The sequence below is a fragment of the Streptomyces sp. NBC_01283 genome (assembly GCF_041435335.1).
Lineage (GTDB): Bacteria > Actinomycetota > Actinomycetes > Streptomycetales > Streptomycetaceae > Streptomyces.
Genome location: NZ_CP108430.1, coordinates 1522866 through 1540482, shown reverse-complemented (window position 1 = coordinate 1540482; position 17617 = coordinate 1522866). Strand labels below are relative to the sequence as shown.

At 72.3% G+C, this 17617-nt stretch carries 11 protein-coding genes; 9 read left to right on the top strand and 2 right to left on the bottom strand.

From position 1 onward, the window contains the following. Window positions 1–95 precede the first annotated feature (95 nt). Window positions 96–1151 (bottom strand): mannose-binding protein, encoded by a 1056-nt coding sequence (locus OG302_RS07155; RefSeq protein ID WP_371750043.1) that lies wholly within the window; start codon window positions 1149–1151, stop codon window positions 96–98. Between the two features lie 586 nt (window positions 1152–1737). Here OG302_RS07155 and OG302_RS07150 point away from each other — a divergent pair. The 4 genes from OG302_RS07150 (at window position 1738) to OG302_RS07135 (ending at window position 8261) form a co-directional block, all read left to right on the top strand. Beyond that, a complete protein-coding gene (locus OG302_RS07150) occupies window positions 1738–2397 on the top strand; it encodes a type VII secretion system-associated protein (RefSeq protein ID WP_371525962.1) in 660 nt (219 codons plus the stop codon). Then, entirely contained in the window at window positions 2394–3533 is a 1140-nt protein-coding gene (locus OG302_RS07145) for a ricin-type beta-trefoil lectin domain protein (protein WP_371525961.1), read from the top strand. The genes OG302_RS07150 and OG302_RS07145 overlap by 4 nt, the downstream gene beginning before the upstream one ends. Window positions 3534–3678: 145 nt before the next feature. Next, window positions 3679–7026, top strand: a complete 3348-nt coding sequence (locus OG302_RS07140; protein ID WP_371525960.1) for a right-handed parallel beta-helix repeat-containing protein — start codon at window positions 3679–3681, stop codon at window positions 7024–7026. Continuing rightward, the gene (locus OG302_RS07135) at window positions 7023–8261 is read left to right on the top strand and encodes a S8 family serine peptidase (protein ID WP_371525959.1); all 1239 of its coding nucleotides are present in this window, start codon (window positions 7023–7025) and stop codon (window positions 8259–8261) included. Before OG302_RS07140 ends, OG302_RS07135 begins: the two co-directional genes overlap by 4 nt. Window positions 8262–8269: 8 nt before the next feature. On the opposite strand, the gene eccCa is transcribed toward OG302_RS07135, so the two are convergent. Then, window positions 8270–12232, bottom strand: coding sequence for a type VII secretion protein EccCa (eccCa, locus tag OG302_RS07130; RefSeq protein WP_371525958.1), 3963 nt, complete (start codon window positions 12230–12232; stop codon window positions 8270–8272). A 461-nt stretch (window positions 12233–12693) separates the two neighbouring features. Here eccCa and eccD point away from each other — a divergent pair, with 461 nt between their 5' ends. The 5 genes from eccD to OG302_RS07105 all read left to right on the top strand — a co-directional run bounded on the left by eccD (window position 12694) and on the right by OG302_RS07105 (window position 17578). Further along, complete coding sequence (gene eccD, locus OG302_RS07125; protein ID WP_371525957.1) at window positions 12694–14100, top strand: type VII secretion integral membrane protein EccD; 1407 nt, start codon at window positions 12694–12696, stop codon at window positions 14098–14100. A gap of 67 nt (window positions 14101–14167) precedes the next feature. Then, on the top strand, window positions 14168–15748 hold the full coding sequence (eccB, locus tag OG302_RS07120; RefSeq protein ID WP_371525956.1) for a type VII secretion protein EccB: 1581 nt from the start codon (window positions 14168–14170) through the stop codon (window positions 15746–15748). A gap of 487 nt (window positions 15749–16235) precedes the next feature. Continuing rightward, window positions 16236–16571: a hypothetical protein gene (locus OG302_RS07115; protein WP_371525955.1), complete on the top strand. Its 336-nt coding sequence runs from the start codon at window positions 16236–16238 to the stop codon at window positions 16569–16571. Between the two features lie 85 nt (window positions 16572–16656). Beyond that, entirely contained in the window at window positions 16657–16965 is a 309-nt protein-coding gene (locus OG302_RS07110; protein WP_361844286.1) for a WXG100 family type VII secretion target, read from the top strand. Between the two features lie 145 nt (window positions 16966–17110). Continuing rightward, entirely contained in the window at window positions 17111–17578 is a 468-nt protein-coding gene (locus OG302_RS07105) for a type VII secretion system-associated protein (protein ID WP_361844288.1), read from the top strand. Window positions 17579–17617 lie beyond the last annotated feature (39 nt).

Sequence of the window (17617 nt, the reverse complement as noted above, 5' to 3'; positions counted from 1 at the left end):
CGCCACGTGGCAAACCTCCTCGACGATCACGGACCCACGGGGGTCAGCGTGCCACGCGGTACGTCGTACGGGTGCCCATGCCGCGTGCTGTCGTGTTACGTCGACCAGACCACCCGGCCGTTGTGCACGATGACCACCTTGGCGTCGGGGCGGAGCACCAGTTGGGCGCCCTCGTGGCCGTGGCTTCGGGAGGCCCAGATGGGGCGGTCGTCGCCGTTGTGGATGACGAGGTTGCCGTCCTGCTGGAAGATCGCCCGGTGGTTCTCGCCGAAGGTCATGGACGCCCAGAGGGGCTTGCCCTTCTCGTTGTAGACGACGAGGTTGCCGTCGGTCTGCATGACCATGCGGATGCGGTTGGTTGTCCAGGCCTGCTTGACCTCCAGGACGCTGGGGGCCGAGACGGTCTCGGAGGTCCAGTTCGGCTTCGGGGCCGCCTTGGGCTTGGGCTTGGACTCGGCCTTCTTCTCGGGCGTCTTGCTCGGGCTCGGCTCCGAGGTGGGCACCACGGCCTTGGGGGCGATGGCCTTCGGGGTCTCGGGCTTCTTCGACTTCTTCTTGGAGGGGGAAGCGCTGGGCTTCTTGGCCTTGTAGTCGTCGAGCGCGGCGGGGCCGGAACTCGGGTTCAGGACGGTGTCGGAGCCTCCCGCCGACAACTCCTTGCCGCTGTCCGGGGGGCCGTCGTCCCTCGCGCTGCCGACCAGGAGCAGCGGTATCGCGATCAGGGCGGCACCGACTATCGCGGCGCCGGCCAGCACCGGCTTGCGGGGGCGTACACCGTCGACGCCCGTGACTGCCTTGGTGCCGGTCGGTGGCGTTCCGGCTGCCGCAGCCGCAGCCACGGAGGCGCTCTCGTTCTCGCCTTCGGCCTCGCTCTCGCCCTGGCCCTCCTTGGGTGTCCCGGCGGGTGACTTCGGAGCGGCCTTGGTTGCCTCTCCTGCCGGGGAGGTGGCGGGCCCTGCCTCGGGAGCCTCAGCCTCGGGAGCCTTGGAGGTCGCGTTCTCGTCCGGGGTGCTCGGGGCAGCTGCTTTGTCCGGTGCTGTGGACCCGGTCTTCTCGTCCGGCGCGGACGGCACAGGGGACGGCCCGGCCTCCCCTGTGGGGGCGGCGGTCGTCTCCGCGCTCGCGCCGGGGGTGCGGTGCTGGGGGGACATGCGGTACTCCTCGGGGGCGGAGCTGTCGGTGTGCACAAGGCCGCTTGGCGGGCGGGCAGGTCGAGTTCCGCCCGCCATACGGGGGTTGGTCTTGTCCGCGTCGAAGTGGGTCGGTACGGCTCGGTACTTGATGCCGGTCTCCGCGTGGCCGGTCACGGTGGTGGGCCGCAGGCCGATCCGACGCCTTCCGGGCTGCGAGGTCTTCCCGTACGGCCCTGGCCTGGACGTCCGGCAGGAACGCACTGTGTGTCGGCGTGTCGGCAGGGCCGACCACGTGCCCAACTTAGCCCGTTGCAGGGCGCGGGGCCGCTCCTCCCACCACAACTCCCCTTTCGCTTTGTCCTCTCACGCCTCACTGCTCCCGGAACGTTCCCCACTCGGACACCAAACGGGCATGTCTGAAACCGAAACGGATCCTCCTCGGTCCCCAACGGAAGGGACGCGTGTGGCATTCTGATGGCTCCCGACGTGATCAGTGTCGGCGTGCGCGCCTGTCGTCCGGCGCCCAACGATTGGTACGGATCGAAGAGTTCAGGTGAAGATGCGGTCCGGAGAACGGCAAGAGGACAGGCATGACACCGTGCCCGTGACGCCCAATGGATCCGGTCCTGCCGCCGCCCCCGCGCCGTCGGTCGACGAGGTCCCCGAGGCAGCCGTCACCCCCGAGATACCCGAGGCCGTGCTGGCCGCCGCCCGCCGTGCACCGGGACACTGGATCGGCGTGGTCGACCCGGAGTGGACCGACGAGCGGACACCGCCGGAGTGGGCGGTCCTTGGGGAGTGGCAGTCCGACGAGAGCGGGGCGGTGGGAGGCTACCGCGCCAACCCGGCGTACCGGCCGTCGGCCCGGGTGCTCGGCTGGCCGGAGCCCACCGACCCGGTGGACGCGGCGGCGCAGCGGGCCGCCACCGGATACGGCTCCGTGGACGAGGCGCTCGCGGCACTCGCCGGGGCCGACATCACCGTCGTACGCGGACCGGACGGTGGTCCGCTCATGGCTGCCGGGCGCGACGGAGCGCCCGTAGTGCTGTCGTTCACCTCACCGGCACATGAGTTCACGTCCGAGGCACTTCTGCATGACACCGTCCCGGCACGGGAGCTGGCCCGTTCACTGAGCGGTTCGGGCACCAAGCTGATGGTCAACGCCGGGGCCGCGGCGCCCTTGCTCGTCCCGGCGGACAGCCTTCTCGACCGGGACGGCGACTCTCCTGAACTCCGGCCCCACACCACAGGGAGGACCTCGTGACGCGTTCGGCCCAGCAGCCCCCCACCTCGCAGGCGGCCGAGACCGGTTCAGAAGGCGAGGAGATGGCGGCTACCGCTGCCGCTACCCGAACGAAGACCGAGCCCGAGGCATCTGAGCCCGACGCCGCCAGCACCGTGGAAGCCACCAGTACCGCGAAGGCCACCGACACCGCCGAGCAGAGCGAGCCGGAGACCGTCGCCCCCGACAGCGAAACCGCCCCCGTCGCGGAGCCCGAGCCCGAGGCCGACCCCGGTGCCGCCACCGCGGCCAAGAGCCGGCTGCCCGCCCTCGTACGGACCGTGACCGCGACCGCCATCGACCGGCCGCAGCAGAAGACCGGGCCGGTCGGACGGCCGGGCAGGGCCGTGCTCGCCGGAGCCGCGGTCGCGGGAGCGCTGCTCGTGGCGGTGCCGTTGCTGACGCTCGGCGGGGACGACGACAAGGACCGCAAGTCGTCGTCGGCGGCGGCCGGGACGGTCCTCGGTCCTGATGGCCAGGAGGCGCCGGGCGACTTCGCGGTGACCCCGCCCGACACCGGTTCCAAGGACGACGAGAAGGCCTCCGACAAGCCGGAGAAGCCAAAGAAGCCGAAGAAGGAGAACGCCGCCCCCGCCCCGGCGCAGGACGGCGGCAACGAGAACGAGCCGAAGGACGACGGCAAGAAGGACAAGACCGCGAAGAAGCAGGACGGCACGAAGCAGGACGACGGGAAGAAGGAGCAGCCCGCGAAGGCCGGTCCCGGACCGACCCTCGGTTTCCCCGTCTCCCTGCACAGCCACCTCTCGGGCCGCTGCATCGACGTACCGGCCAGCAACTTCAGTGACGGCAGGCAGCTCCAGATGTGGGACTGCAACAACGCCGACGCGCAGAAGTTCAGGTTCGCCTCCGACGGCACGGTCCGCGTCGGGGGCAAGTGCCTCGACGTGGCCAACGCGGACTACAACGACGGTTCCGCCATCCAGATCGCCTGGTGCAGCGGCAACAACGCCCAGAAGTTCGCGCTGAACCCCAGCCACGACCTGGTCAACACCGTGGTCGGCAAGTGCGTCGACATCAAGGGCAGCAACCGGAACAACGGGGCCGTGCTCGAACTGTGGAGCTGCACCGGCGCCGACAACCAGAAGTGGAGCGTCTGACCGGATGCCCGGGGCGGACGCACTCCGCTCCGGGCGCCCGCTCGTCCTTGGGGGCGAGGCATGATGACACCGTCGGTTCGCCGACACGCGCCCCCGCTCAGGGGGCGCCCCGCTGTAGAGGCCGCCATGGCAAGGAGGTTGGTGCGTGTCGCGCCAGGTACTGACGGTCGGTCCGGGGAGCCAGGACCGCTACCGGACGATCGGTGAGGCACTCGTGGCCGCTCGGACCGGCGCGCTCATCAGCGTCCGGCCCGGGACGTACACGGAGAACCTCGTGATCCACACCCGGGTCACCCTCACCGCCGCCGATGGGCGGGGCACCGTGGAGATCCGGCCGCGCTCGGGCAGTGTGCTCGCGTTGCGCGCCGACGCGGTCATGCTCTCCGAACTGACCCTGTGGGGCGGCGACGCGGAGCTGCCGACCGTGGACGTGCGGCGCGGCCAGGCCGCGCTCGACGGCTGCGAGATCGTCGGCGCCGCCTGGACCGCGATGCAGGCCGGTGGCACCGGCTCCCTCGCGCTGCGGGACTGCCGGGTGAGCAATCCGCAGGGCGCGGGCATCGTGATCACCTCGACCACGCCCACCACCGTGGAATCCTGCAACTTCGAACACCTGGGCACCAGCGGGCTGGTGCTCGCGGAGGAGGGCGACGCGCACGTGCGCGGCTGCACGGTGCGCGGCGCCCGCGGCAACGGCCTGCTCGCCAACGGCGAGTCCCGCGGCACCGTCGAGGACTGCGACTTCTCCTCCACCGACAAGCCCTCCATCGCCCTGGAGCAGAACTGCTCCCTCACCGTGGTCCGGACCGTCGTGCACGACACCAGCACCGGAGTGCACCTGAGCAGCGCGGGCCGTACGACACTTGAGGACGTCCGCGTCACCGGCGCGTCCGGCAACGGGATCGCGCTGGCCGGGGGCAGCGACCCGGTGCTGCGCCGGTGCCGGGTCTCGCGCACCCGCGGCCACGGCGTCCTGGTCACCGACCGGGCGCGCGGCACCTTCGAGGACTGCTGGGTGGACGGCGCGCAGGGCGCGGCCCTGCGGGTGGCGGGCGGCGCGTCCCCGGCCCTGACCGGCCTCACGGTCCGCGATTGCGAAGCGACCGCGCTGCTCCTGGAGGAGGACTCGGCGCCCGAGCTGGACCGCCTGGAAGTGATCGGCGGCTCGCCCGCCGTCGCGGTGCGCGGCGGAGCCAACCCCCTGCTGCGCCGGGCCCGCCTGGTGGAGCCCGCCGGTGACGGCATCGCGGCCACCAAGGACGCCCGTGGCCGTGCGGAGGACTGCGAGATCGTCCGGCCGAAGGGCGCGGGCGTACGGGTGGCTTCCGGCAGCACGCTCTATCTGGCCGGCGGCGGGGTCTTCGACACGGCGACCGGCGGCCTGGTCGTGGAGGACGGCGGCAACGTCACTGTCCGCGACTTCCGCGTGGAGATATCCGGCGAGGAAGGCGTGGCCGTCGCCGCGGGCGGTGAACTGACCGCCAACCGCACCACGGTCCACGCCCCGAAGGGCCACGGGTTCCTGCTCCGCGAGGGTGCGCTCGCCTCGCTCAGCGGCTGCGAGGTGTCCGGCGGCGAACAGGACGGCTTCCGGGTGGAGTCCACCGCGCCGGTCTCCGTGGTGAACTGCCTCACCCGGGAGAACGCCGGCGGTGGCCTGGTGCAGACCGCGCCCGGCGAACGGCTCGCCGTGGAGGGCCTGACCAGCGTCGGCAACGGCAAGCGGGACGCCTGGGGCACCGGCAGCGCGGAGAACACCGATCCGGCGGGTTCCGGCGCCGGGGACGCGCCCCCGCCGGACCGCGAGGACGGCCCGCTCGGCGCCCTGAACGCGCTGATCGGCCTGGAGAACGTCAAGCAGCAGGTCGGCACCCTGGTCAACCTCACCCAGCTCGCCCAGCGCCGCGAACAACTCGGCATGTCCGCCCCGCCGATGAGCCGGCACCTGATCTTCGCCGGGCCGCCCGGCACCGGCAAGACCACTGTCGCCCGCCTCTACGGTGCGATCCTGGCCGAGCTGGGCTCGCTGCGCAGCGGGCACCTGGTGGAGGTCTCCCGCGCCGACCTGGTCGCGCAGGTCGTCGGCGGCACCGCGATCAAGACCACCGAGACCTTCCAACGAGCCCTCGGCGGCGTGCTGTTCGTCGACGAGGCGTACACGCTCACCGCGGACAGCGGGAACGGCGGCGCCGACTTCGGCCGCGAGGCGGTGGACACCCTGCTCAAGCTGATGGAGGACCACCGCGACGACGTGGTCGTGGTCGCGGCCGGCTACTCCCGTGAGATGGATTCCTTCCTCGGCTCCAACCCCGGTCTGGCGTCGCGTTTCTCACGGACCGTCGAGTTCGAGAACTACTCGGTGCCCGAACTGGTCGCGATCATGGACAACATGTGTGCCCAGCACCAGTACGAGCTGGGCGAGGGCACCGCCGACGCGCTGGCCGCGCACTTCGAGGCGATGCCACGGGACGCGGGCTTCGGCAACGGCCGTGCCGCGCGCGGGGTGTTCGAGGAGATGGTGGACAGGCAGGCGGTCAGGCTCGCCACGCAGGCACAGGTCAGCGAGAGCGATCTGCGGCTGCTGCTGCCCGAGGACGTCTCCGTCGCCGCCGTCGCGAAGGCCGCCGAGGCCGCGGCCCCGCAGGACGACCCGCTGACCCGACTCGGCGACATGGTCGGGCTCGCCGAGGTGAAGCGCGAAGTGGCGGACCTGGTCAACCTCATCACCACCGCCCGTCACCGTGCCGCCGCCGGGCTGCCCGTTCCCTCGCTCAGTAACCACCTGGTCTTCACCGGACCGCCCGGCACCGGCAAGACCACCGTCGCGCGCCTCTACGGGGAGATCCTGACCCAGCTGGGCATCCTCGGCCGGGGCCAGCTGGTCGAGGCGGCCCGCGCCGATCTGGTCGGCCGCTACATCGGCCACACCGCCCAGCTCACCCGGGAAGTCTTCGAACGGGCCCGCGGCGGCGTGCTGTTCATCGACGAGGCGTACACGCTCACCCCGAAGGGCGGCGGCGCCGACTTCGGCCAGGAGGCGGTGGACACCCTGCTGAAGCTGATGGAGGACCACCGCGACGAGGTCGTCGTCATCGTCGCCGGCTACACCGACGAGATGGAACGCTTCCTGGCCTCCAACCCTGGCCTCTCCTCGCGTTTCCCGCGCCGGATCGGCTTCACCGACTACTCCTCCGAGGAACTGGTCACCATCGTGCGGGCCCAGGCCGCGGCCATGGGCTACGAATGCGGCCCGGGCACCGGCCCGCTGCTCAGGGAGTACTTCGACTCGCTGCCCCGGGACCGCGCCTTCGGCAACGCCCGCCTGGCCCGCCAGGTGGTCGAGTCGATGGTCACCCGGCAGGCCGGGCGGCTCAGTTCGCTGGCCGCGCCCACCCTGGACGACCTGCGCATCCTCGTCCCCGACGACGTCGTGGCCGTGAACCCGAAGGCCGTAAACCCGAACGCCGTGACCCCGAAGGCGGCCCCCCGGTGAAGACGCCCGCCCGCCTGCTGTCCGGCGCCGGCCTCGCCGCCGTGCTGCTCCTGCCCGTGGCCGCCCCGGCCCAGCCGGCCCCCTTCGCGGGCCCGACGCCGACGGCCGACGCCAAGAAGGGCGGCCAGGAACTGCCCGGCATGCCCTCCGCGCTCGACGCGGACGCCGGGGACGCGCCCTGCACCCCCGCCTCCCGGGAGAAGGCGAAGAAGCAGGACTGGTCGCGCCAGCGCCTCGACCTGGACCGGCTGCACCGGTACAGCACCGGTGAGGGAGTGACCGTCGCCCTGATCGGGACCGGGGTCGCCCCCGACGCCGCCGGGCTCAAGGGCCGGGTCACCGCCGGGGGCGCGGCCGGTGACGACTGCGTCGGCCACGGCACCTTCCTGGCCGGGCTGATCGCCGGGGACGGCGGGGGCAGCCCCCGGCTGGCCGGAGTCGCCCCGGACGCGAGGATCCTGGCCCTGCGCGGCACCGGCGCCCGCGGGCAGGCCGACACCGACCTGGTCGTACGGGCGCTGCGCGAGGCGACCGAGGCCCGTGCCGGAGTCATCGCGGTCGCGGTGGCCCTGCCGCGCCGTGACGACGCGCTGACCCGCGCGGTCGCCGACGCGCGCCGTGCGGGCGCCGTGGTCGTCGCGGCGGCGACCCCGGACCCGGACCGGCGCGCCACCGCGGAGGTCCCGTCGCGCACCTACTGGCCCGCCGGTGAACCCGGCGTCCTCTCGGTGGCCGACATGCTCCCCGGCGGTGTCCGCCCGGACAGCGCCCTGCCAACCGGCGGCATCGACCTGGCCGCACCCGGCGCCGGAGTGGTCTCGGGCGGCCCGCGCGGTGCGGGTCACTATCTCGGTGCGGGCGCCGCCGTGGCCGCGGCCCAGGCCGCCGGTGCCGCCGCTGTCGTCCGCGCCACCCACCCCGACGAGTCACCCGCGGCCGTCGCGCGCCGCCTGACCGCCACCGCCTACCCCGCGGACATCCCCCAACTGGACGCCTACGCCGCCGTCACCACGGTCCTCGGCGACTCCGGTGCCGCCACCGCTACCGGGCGCGCCACGGGTCCCGTGGCGGTCCGGGACACGTCCGCCACCGACCGCGCCACCGACCGCGCCACGCTCTTCGTGCTGCTCGGCTCCGCCGCCGTCCTCGCCGTGCTCTGGGGCGCGTTCGCCCTGCCCCGGGCCCGGGGCAGGGGATGGCGTCCGGCGGGAGCGGGCGGCCCGGCGAAGGACTGAACCGCCGCTCAGCCGCTCTGCCCCTGCCCCTCCTCCACGAGTGCGGTCTGCATCAGGCGCTCCTTGCGGCGGGCGATGTGGATCGCCCGGCCCGGCGGAAGGTTGCGGGGCTTCGCGTTGCCGAAGAGGCGGCCTTCGGTGGGCGGACACGACAGCAGGACGGCGGGGTTGTTGGCTTCGTCGAGACGGCGCAGGAGAGCGTCGCTGAGACCGCGTCCGGCGCCCATGGCACTGCGGGCGACCACGAGGTGGAGACCCGTCTCGAAGCCCAGGGTCAGATGCTCGAAGAGGGCCTCGAAGGGACTCTGGAAGGAGTTCCCCGACACCATGTCGTAGTCGTCGACCAGGATGAAGAGGCGCGGGCCCGTCCACCAGTCGCACTGGCGCATGCGGGCGGGGGCGATGTCGGCTCCGGGGACGCGGGTCTTCATCGCGCGGGCAGCGCCGTCGAGGGTCTCCTTGAGGTTGTCCAGGGAGATCACGTGCCCGATGCGGTACTCCTCGGGGATGGTGTCCACCAGGGTGCGGCGGTAGTCCACCGCGATGATCTTCGCTTCGCTGGGCGCGTAGTGAGCGGTGATGCCCGCGGTGACGCGGCGCAGCAGGTTGGTCTTGCCGCTCTCCGCGTCGCCGACCACGATCAGGTGCGGGGTGCGACTGAAGTCGTGCCAGACCGGTTCCAGGGCGTCCTGGTCGATGCCGAGCGGGAGGCGCATGCCACCGCCCTCGGTGGCCTCGGGCGCGGGGAGTTCGGCGAGCGGAAGCCGGTGCGGCAGCATCCGTACCTGCGGGGCGGACGCGCCCGTCCAGTGCCGGGAGACCTCGGCGACCAGATGGGCGACGCCGTCGCCGAGATCCTCCAGGGAGCCGCTGCCGTCGATGCGGGGCAGGCCCGCGAGGAAGTGCATCTTGCTGTCGGCGGTGATGCCGCGACCGCCGCTGCGCGGCACCGAGCGGGCCTTGCGGGTGTCGATCTCGGAGTCCATCGGATCGCCCATCCGCAGTTCGAGGCGGGTGGCGGCCTGGTCGCGGACCTGGGCCGACAGCTCCACCCAGCGGGTGGTGGTGATGAGCAGGTGGATGCCGTAGTTGAGGCCGCGGGCGGCGAGTTCGTTGAACTTCGGGATCAGGTCGTCGTAGTCCTGACGGACCGTGGACCAGCCGTCGATCACCATGAACACGTCGCCGAAGGGCTCGTCGGGGAACTCCCCGGCGGCCCGGCGCCGACGGTAGGACTGCATGGAGTCCAGGGTGTGGTCGACGAAGAACTGCTCACGGCGGGCGAGCAGCGTCATCACCTCGGCGACGGCCCGGTACACCCGCTCGGGATTGAGCCGTGCCGCGACACCGCCGACGTGCGGGAGCCCGGCGAGCTGCGAGAGCCCGCCGCCGCCGAAGTCGAGGCAGTAGAACTGGATCTCGGCGGGGGTGTGGGTGAGGGCGAGGGCGCCGATCAGGGTGCGGGCGAGGGTGGACTTGCCGCTCTGTGAACCGCCCGCGATGGCGACATGGCCACCGGCTCCGGAGAGGTCCACGACCAGCGGGTCGCGGCGCTGCTCGAAGGGCTTGTCCACCAGGCCGACCGGGACCCGCAGCTTGCCGGTGCCCGACCAGCCGGTGGCGGTGAGTCCGCGCTCGGGGTCGGGGGCGATGCCGGGCAGCAGGAAGCTCAGCGGCGACGGCTCGTCGAGCGGCGGCAGCCACACCTGGTGGGCGGCGGGACCGGCGTCGCGCAGCCTGTCGAGGGCCACTTCGAGCAGCGTCTCCTCGGCGCCGCTCTCCTCGGCCTCCGGCTCCGGTGCGGGCGCCGGATCCAGGGTGCGCGGCACCACCCAGCCGCTGGTCCAGGGCACCACCTGGCTGGCCACCCGGGCCTGTACGACCGCACCGGTGCGGCGCGCGTACCCGCCGGACGAGTAGGCGGCGCGGAACCGGGTCAGGGACTCCACGCCGGACTTCAGGAAGCCGCTGCCGGGCTGGGCCGGCAGTTGATAGGCGTCCGGCACGCCGAGGACGCCCCGGCTCTCCATGGCGGAGAAGGTGCGCAGCCCGACGCGGTACGAGAGGTGGCTCTCCAGCTGGTGCATGCGGCCCTCGTCCAGGCGCTGCGAGGCGAGCAGCAGGTGCACGCCCAGCGAGCGGCCGAGACGGCCGATCATCACGAAGAGGTCCATGAACTCGCGGTGCGCGGAGAGGAGTTCACTGAACTCGTCGACCACCACGAACAGGCTGGGCAGCGGGGTGAGGTCGGCCCCGGCGGCGCGGGCCCGCTCGTACTCGAGGGCGGAGGTGTAGTTGCCGGCGGAGCGCAGCAGTTCCTGACGGCGCATGAGCTCGCCGTGCAGGGCGTCCTGCATGCGTTCCACCAGAGCGACCTCGTCGGCGAGGTTGGTGATGACGGCGGAGGTGTGGGGGAGTTCCTCCAGGCCGAGGAAGGTGGCGCCGCCCTTGAAGTCGACCAGGACGAAGTTGAGGGTCTCGGAGGAGTTGGTCAGGGCGAGGCCCAGGACGAGCGTCCGCAGGAGTTCGCTCTTGCCGGAGCCGGTGGCGCCGATGAGCATGCCGTGCGGGCCCATGCCTCCCTGGGCGGACTCCTTGATGTCGAGCTCCACCGGGCGGCCGTCCACGCCGACCGCGATCGGCACGCGCAGCCGGGCGGAGCCGGTGTGGCGGTCGAAGAGGGTCTGCGGGTCATGCCGGTGCAGGTCGGGTATGCCGAGCAGGGTGGTCAGCTCGACGTCGCTGTCCAGCGGCTGCGCGATGTCGCTGCCCAGACTGATCCGGCGGCCGGTGAGCAGCCGGGCCAGTGACTCGGCGCCGTGCCTGCCGAGCCGGTCGGGGCGGCCGAGCGGCACGGAACGCTCCTTGCGGCTGCGGTCGGTGCGCACCAGGCTCACCTGGTCGGGGCCCGCGGTCAGCCGCAGCGTGTTGCGGCCGGGGCGCCAGCGCAGAGCCCCGGAGACGTCGAGGACGAGGGCGTTGCGGTAGCCGTGTCCTTCCCAGCGGTGTCCTTCGGGGACGGTGACGCCGTCCAGGACGACGACCGTGAAGGGCTCGTCACGGCCGGGCCGGGCGTCCGGGTCGAAGCCGGGGCGCTCGGCGAACTCGGCGCCGAGCAGATCGTCCAGCTCGGTGAGGTCGGCGGTGATCCGGCGGACCTGTCCGGCGCCGTCCTCCTCGTACGGATGCAGCGCGTGCGGCAGCCACTTGGCCCACTCCCAGTCGGGCCGCCGCTCGTCGCTGACGCAGAAGGCGATCCACAGCTCCTCGGGCGCGTGGAACACCGCGAGCTGGCCGAGCATGGCGCGGACCAGGGCGCGTACGGCCTCGGTGCCTTCCTCGCCGCCGGGGGTCTCGTCGGCGCGGAGCAACAGCCGGGCGGAGGAGCGCAGATAGAGGCCCAGCGGCTGCCCGGGGATCGTGGAGTAGGCGCGGATGAACCGGCGCAGGGCGTGCGCGCAGAGAGGTTCGAGGTCCTCCACCGGGCGGGTGGAGACCGGGTTCAGCGCGAGGGCGAGCTGCTGTTCACCGACCGCGAGACGGATCTCGCCGAAGTCCTCGTCGGCCGGGCGGCGTTCCCACAGCCGCGAGGTGCGCGACAGTGCGCGCAGCGACGCGGGCTCCGGATGGCGCCAGGCCAGTGCCCGCTGCTGCTCCGCGATGGTGGCCCGGACCCGTTTGCGGGTCTGGGCCAGATAGCGGAGGTAGTCGCGGCGTTCGCCCTTCAGGCGCTGCTTGCGCTCGCTGGAGCGGCGCATGAGCTGTCCGAGGAGCATGGCACCGGCGGAGAGCGCCATGACGCCCATCGCCAGGTACATGAAGACGCCGTTCCCGCCGCCGGGGCGCAGGAACATCAGCATCATCGACACCGACATGAGCGCCATCGGCAGATAAGTCCATATGGCCGAGGTGTCCGGAACTGTCTCGGCGAGGACCGGCGGCTCCTGAAGGGTCAATTGCCCCTCGGGCATCTCCGGTCCGCGTCTGCGGGCCGGACGGCGAAACAGCTCCACACTCAAGGAACAGAACCTCCGCTTTACTGGCATTCAGGCCCGCAGCGAATACCGGGGCGCTCGGTGACGGGAAAGACCGCACCACACCGATTCTCCGGGTCCCGCATGATGCGGTGAACACCGGATGAATGGTTCAGGCGCATAGCGGGGAACGGGCAACTCCCCTGACGTACAACTCTCTTCCGGTCTCCTCGGACAATGGATCCGGTCCGCGGCGCTACCCGGCGGGCGTAGGCAGTAGTCTGCATTCACGGAACGTGCCCTGTCCACGCGGGGAGGTGTTCACGGTCGAAGCGGACGCAATTCCCTTGCCCGGCACCCTCGTTCCCGGCCGGCCGGGGCTTCCGTACTATTCGCACGTCCTCACCCCCGGGTAAGTCCTCCCGGCAAAGCCTCCACGGAAGACGAGAGTTCAGCCTATGACCGACAGTGCGGTGGCCGAACTGTGCCGCCTGACCGTACGTGCGCCGAGCGTGTCCGTCGACCTGGCCGTGCCCGCCGATGTGCCGGTCGCCGACCTCCTGCCCACCCTGCTGCGCTACGTCGGCGAAGAGGCGGAGGAAGCCGGCCTCGACCACGCCGGCTGGGTGCTCCAACGGCTCGGTGACGCCCCGCTCGACGAGGAGGCCACCCTGGCCCGGGCCGGGCTCTCCGACGGAGCCGTGCTCTACCTGCGCCCCCACACCGAGGCGCTGCCCGAGGCGCGGCTCGACGACCTGGTGGACGGCATGGCCGACACCGCGAGCCGTCGGCTGCACACCTGGAACTCCGGAGCGGCCCGTGGACTCCTGGTGGGCACCGCGGTGGCGACGGTGCTGGCCGCCCTCCTGCTGGTGGTCTGGCCGGGCGTGAACGGATCCGGCTCCCGCAGGGCCGTCTGCGCGGCCGTGGCCGGGCTGTTGCTGCTGGCCGGCGCGGGCTCGGCGAGCCGCGCGGTCGGCGACCGCGTCTCGGCCACTGCGCTCGGCCTGCTGGTGGCACCCTGCCTGGCCCTGGCCGGCTGGCTGCTGCCCGGCGGTGAGCTGAGCGGCCCCGACACGGTGCGGATCGCTGGGGCACGGCTGCTCGCCGCGGGCGCGGCCGGCGCGGGCGGAGCGGTCCTCGCGCTCGCCGCCACCGCGGTCGGCGCCCCGGCCCTCCTTGCCACCGCGCTGGTCTCGGTGGCCGCCGCGATCGCCGGGGCCCTGATGGGCTACTCCGGCCTGGGCGCCCCGGCCGCGGTGGCCCTGGTCGCGGCGGTGGTCACGCTCGCCGCGGGGACGGTGGCACCCTTCGCGTTCAAGCTGGCCGGCCTGCGGCTGCCCGCGCTGCCGTCCTCCGCGAGCCAGCTGCAGCAAGGCATCGAGCCCTACGCGGGCGACGAGGTCGCCCAGCGCACCGAGCTGGCCGCGCGCTGGGTCACCGCACTCTTCGCCGCCACCGGCACCATGGTCGCGGCCGCCCTGGTCGTCCTCACCGAAGACCCCGGCCCTGCCGAGGTGTTGACCGCCCTCGTGCTGAGCCTGCTCCTGCTGCTGCACTGCCGCGGCCTCGTCCACATCCCGCAGCGGCTGACCCTGGCCGTTCCCGGTGTCTGGGGGCTGCTGCTGCTCGCCCGCGCCTGGGCGGTGGACAGCGACGGCAACGGCCGCCTGGTGGTCTTCGCGGTGCTGTTCGCCGCGGCCGCCGCACTCGTCGTCGCCGCCTGGACGGTGCCCGGCCGCCGGGTGCTGCCGTACTGGGGCCGGGCGGCGGAACTCGCCCACACGCTCTTCGCCGTGGCGCTGCTGCCGCTCAGTTGCTGGGTGGCGGGGCTCTTCGGCTGGCTGCGCGGCCTGTTCGGCTGAGCACGCCCGCACACCGGGGCACGAAGCCCGCCCGCCGGGACACGGAGTAGGAGTCGTAGGAGAGGCCGTGCAGTCCAAACGAGACCAGGTACACGCCCACAGTTTCATGATGGGCAGGCTCAGTTCGGGCCTGCTGACGGCCGACCCGGACGCCCCGGAGAGCCCGCTCGGGCGCACCACCCGAGGTGTCGTCTTCGGCGTGCTCGTGACCGTGCTGATCGGCGCGGTCACCGTCGTCTACGGACTGCTGCGCCCCGGCGGGAACGACGCCTGGCGCGACGGCAAGCACCTCGTGGTCAACAGCGACACCGGTGCCCGCTACTTGTGGACCGACACCGACGGCGTCCTGCATCCGGTGCGCAACTACGCGTCGGCGCGGCTGATCGGCGGCTCCGACCTGCCCGCCGTCGACGTGCGCACCGCCTCCCTGAAGGACGTCCCGGTGGGCGCGTCGGTCGGCATCCCCGGCCTGCCGGACACGGTGCCCGGGCCGGGCGAACTCGACTCCGGCGCCTGGCACATGTGCGTCACCGGGCCCGGCGGCGCGCTGCCCGACACCTCCGGTGCGGTGGGGGACGCGGGGGTGGACAAGCCCGGGGCCACCAGCGTGGTGGCCGGGGCGCCGCTGGACTCCCGTGACGTCGGCGGCGACCGCGGGGTGCTGGTGCGCGGCCCCGACGGCACCGAGTACCTGGTGTGGCGGGGCAGCAGGCTGGCTCTCGACCGCGCGTCCGACGCGCGCAACGCGCTCGGTTACGGCTCCAAGGAGCCGATGCCGGTCTCGGCGGCTTTCCTCGACGCGCTGGCGCCCGGCCCCGCCCTGAGCCCGCCGAAGGTGCCGGGCCGGGGCGAGAAGGGCCCCGAACTGGGCGGCGAGGCAAGCCGTATCGGCCAACTGTTCAAGGTCAGCGTGCCCGGCGGCGACAGCACCTACCACCTGCTGCGCAAGGACGGCACGGTGCCGCTGACCCGGCTCGGCGCGGCCCTGGTCCTCGGCGACCCGGCCACCCAGAAGGACGCCTACCAGGGGGAGTCGCCCGAGGTGCGCACGGTCGGCGCCGGCGCGCTGCGCGAGCACCGGGCGAAGAACCCCGGCCCCGCCGTGTCGGGGGAGTTGCCGGACGAGCCGCCGACCCCGCGGTCCGCGCCGCGCGGCACCGCCCTGTGCGCGCAGGTGGACGGCGGCGACGGCGGCGCCCGGATCAGGTCGGTGCTGGTCCCGCTGGCCCGGCTCGCCCCGGTCGCGGTGTCGGAGGGCACCGCCCAGCCGCTGCGCCCGGCCTGCGTCCCGACGGACGCCACGGTCGTACGACCCGGTCACGGCGCCCTGGTCCGGGCCCTGCACGCGAGCGGCGCCGCACACGGCGGAACCACCTACCTGGTCGCGGAGAACGGCGTGAAGTACCGCGTCTCGGCCAAGATCTCGCTGGAAGCGCTCGGGTACGAGGCCGCGGACATCGGCTCGGTACCGGCACCGCTGCTCGCGGCCTTCCCGACCGGCGCGGACCTCGACCCGGCCGCTGCCTCCGGCGCCGCGAAACCCAAGGTCACGGCTCCGGACTGCGGAAAGGCCGACGGGCCGGGGCGGGGCGGCGACGGCGAGGAGGGCAAGGGCGCGGCCAAGGCGGGGACGGGGTCCCGGGGCTGAGACCGTACGCCGATTCCGGCAAGGCGCCCATAGTGCGCCGAACAAAGGGAAAGGGGCGATAGCGGGAAAAAGGTCGAGTCGAATGCGATGCGGTCCCGTGAATTCGGCCCGGCCGAGGCCTCGTTGCGATTCGGGATACGTGCGCGAAGTCTCAGGGGAAGCTCAAATATTTCGGGCGCCCATGCCCGAGTAATCCCTCGCGTGCTGCCCAGAACGGCCTTCCCCGTGACCGTTCGGCCGCTTCGGGCGCCCGCTTTCCGCCCGTTTCACGAGCCGCCGCTCCGGCGGCGACATCGTGATTCCCCGAACGGCCCTGCGCAGGTGTTCATCCCGCTGCAATCCTTGGACAACTCCGTTGCCACACGGCTGAATTCAACCGGCCGGCCAATGCTCAGATCTTCCCCACTCGCGTTGCGCGGAACACTGGGTTCTCTCTAGCCTCAGCGGGAACGGTGCGAACAACGCGCCCTACCGAAAGGAGTGCGCCATGCCGGACAGCGCCGCAAGGAAAGCGGACTATGCCAAGGGCCTGGGAGGCGTCTCCTCTCTGGAGTCGGCCCGGGACCAGGTCGAGAAGGTGCAGAACAACGTCGCCGAGATCGCCGCGCGTTCGGGCGTCGGCGGCGACGAGGGCCAGGCCCTGCTGAAGCTCTTCCGCAGCTGGAACACGGAGGCGCAGAAGGTCGTCGTCCATATCAGCACGATGATCGACGCGCTCCAGGAGAACGTGACCTCCGCCAACCGTCTGGCGAAGGAGAACCAGGACCTGACCGAGGTGCTCAACAGCAAGACCAGCCAAGGCGTCTTCGAAGCGCTGAGCTGACCCCCACCGCGGCACCGGCCCCCCGCGTACGGCCGGACTTCGTGAGCTTCCCGGGCCCGGCGCCCGGCCTTCCAGAGGAGACGTCATGTCCGAAGGCATCATCGACCTGCAATACCCCAAGGTCCAGCAGGCCATCGAGGAGTTGACCGAGCAGACCCAGCTGATCATCACGACCCTCAACAACCTCGAGGACGAGCTGAAGCCGCTCGTGGCCTCCTGGGAGGGCGCGGACCAGGAGAAGTACCGCGAGGTCCAGGCGGAGTGGGACCAGGCCACCAAGAACATGGCCCGACTCCTCGGTGACAACCACGAGTTGATCCGGTCGATCCACGACAACCACTCCCGGGACGAGCGCAAGAGCGCCGACAACTGGGGGAGCGTGCGCGCCCGTTAAGCATTGACCGCCCCCTCAGTCCCCTCAGCCCCCTCAGTCCACTCAGTACGAGGGCCCGTGCCCGGTCCGGCGGCCGCCCGTCCGCGGAGCGGCCGCCGGGCCACCTCGTGCCCCCGTCCGGCACCGAGCAGCAGGAGAACGTCCCATGGCTGGTGAGAAGGCCGACGTCAAGCATTTCGATCTCAAGCAGATGGAGAACTTCCGGGACAACGAGGTGCAGCCGGTGTACACCGCCGCCAAGAAGCACCGCGAGGAGGGCGACGGATCCACCATCCGTCCGCTCGGGCAGCTCGTCGACGGGCACACCACCGCCGACAACCTCGACCAGGACAAACAGCTCCTGCGCATCGGCAAGATGGTCACCGAGCCGCTGGTCTCGGGACCGAAGCTGGTCGAAGGCGTGCGCGCGGCGGCCGAGTCGATCGACAAGCTGCTCGGTGACCAGATGGAGCTCTTCAAGGAGCTCAAGGAGGCGCTCTCGGACACCATCGAGGAGGCCGGCAAGACCAAGGACAAGAACCTGAGCGCGATCGAGGCGCAGACACTCCTGCAGACCTTCGAAGAGGTAGACACCCTGACCGCCGGTACCTCCGGCGAACCGGAAGACGACTGACTCCAGCCGCCCGCGCCGGCCGGGGCCGCCGGCATGAAC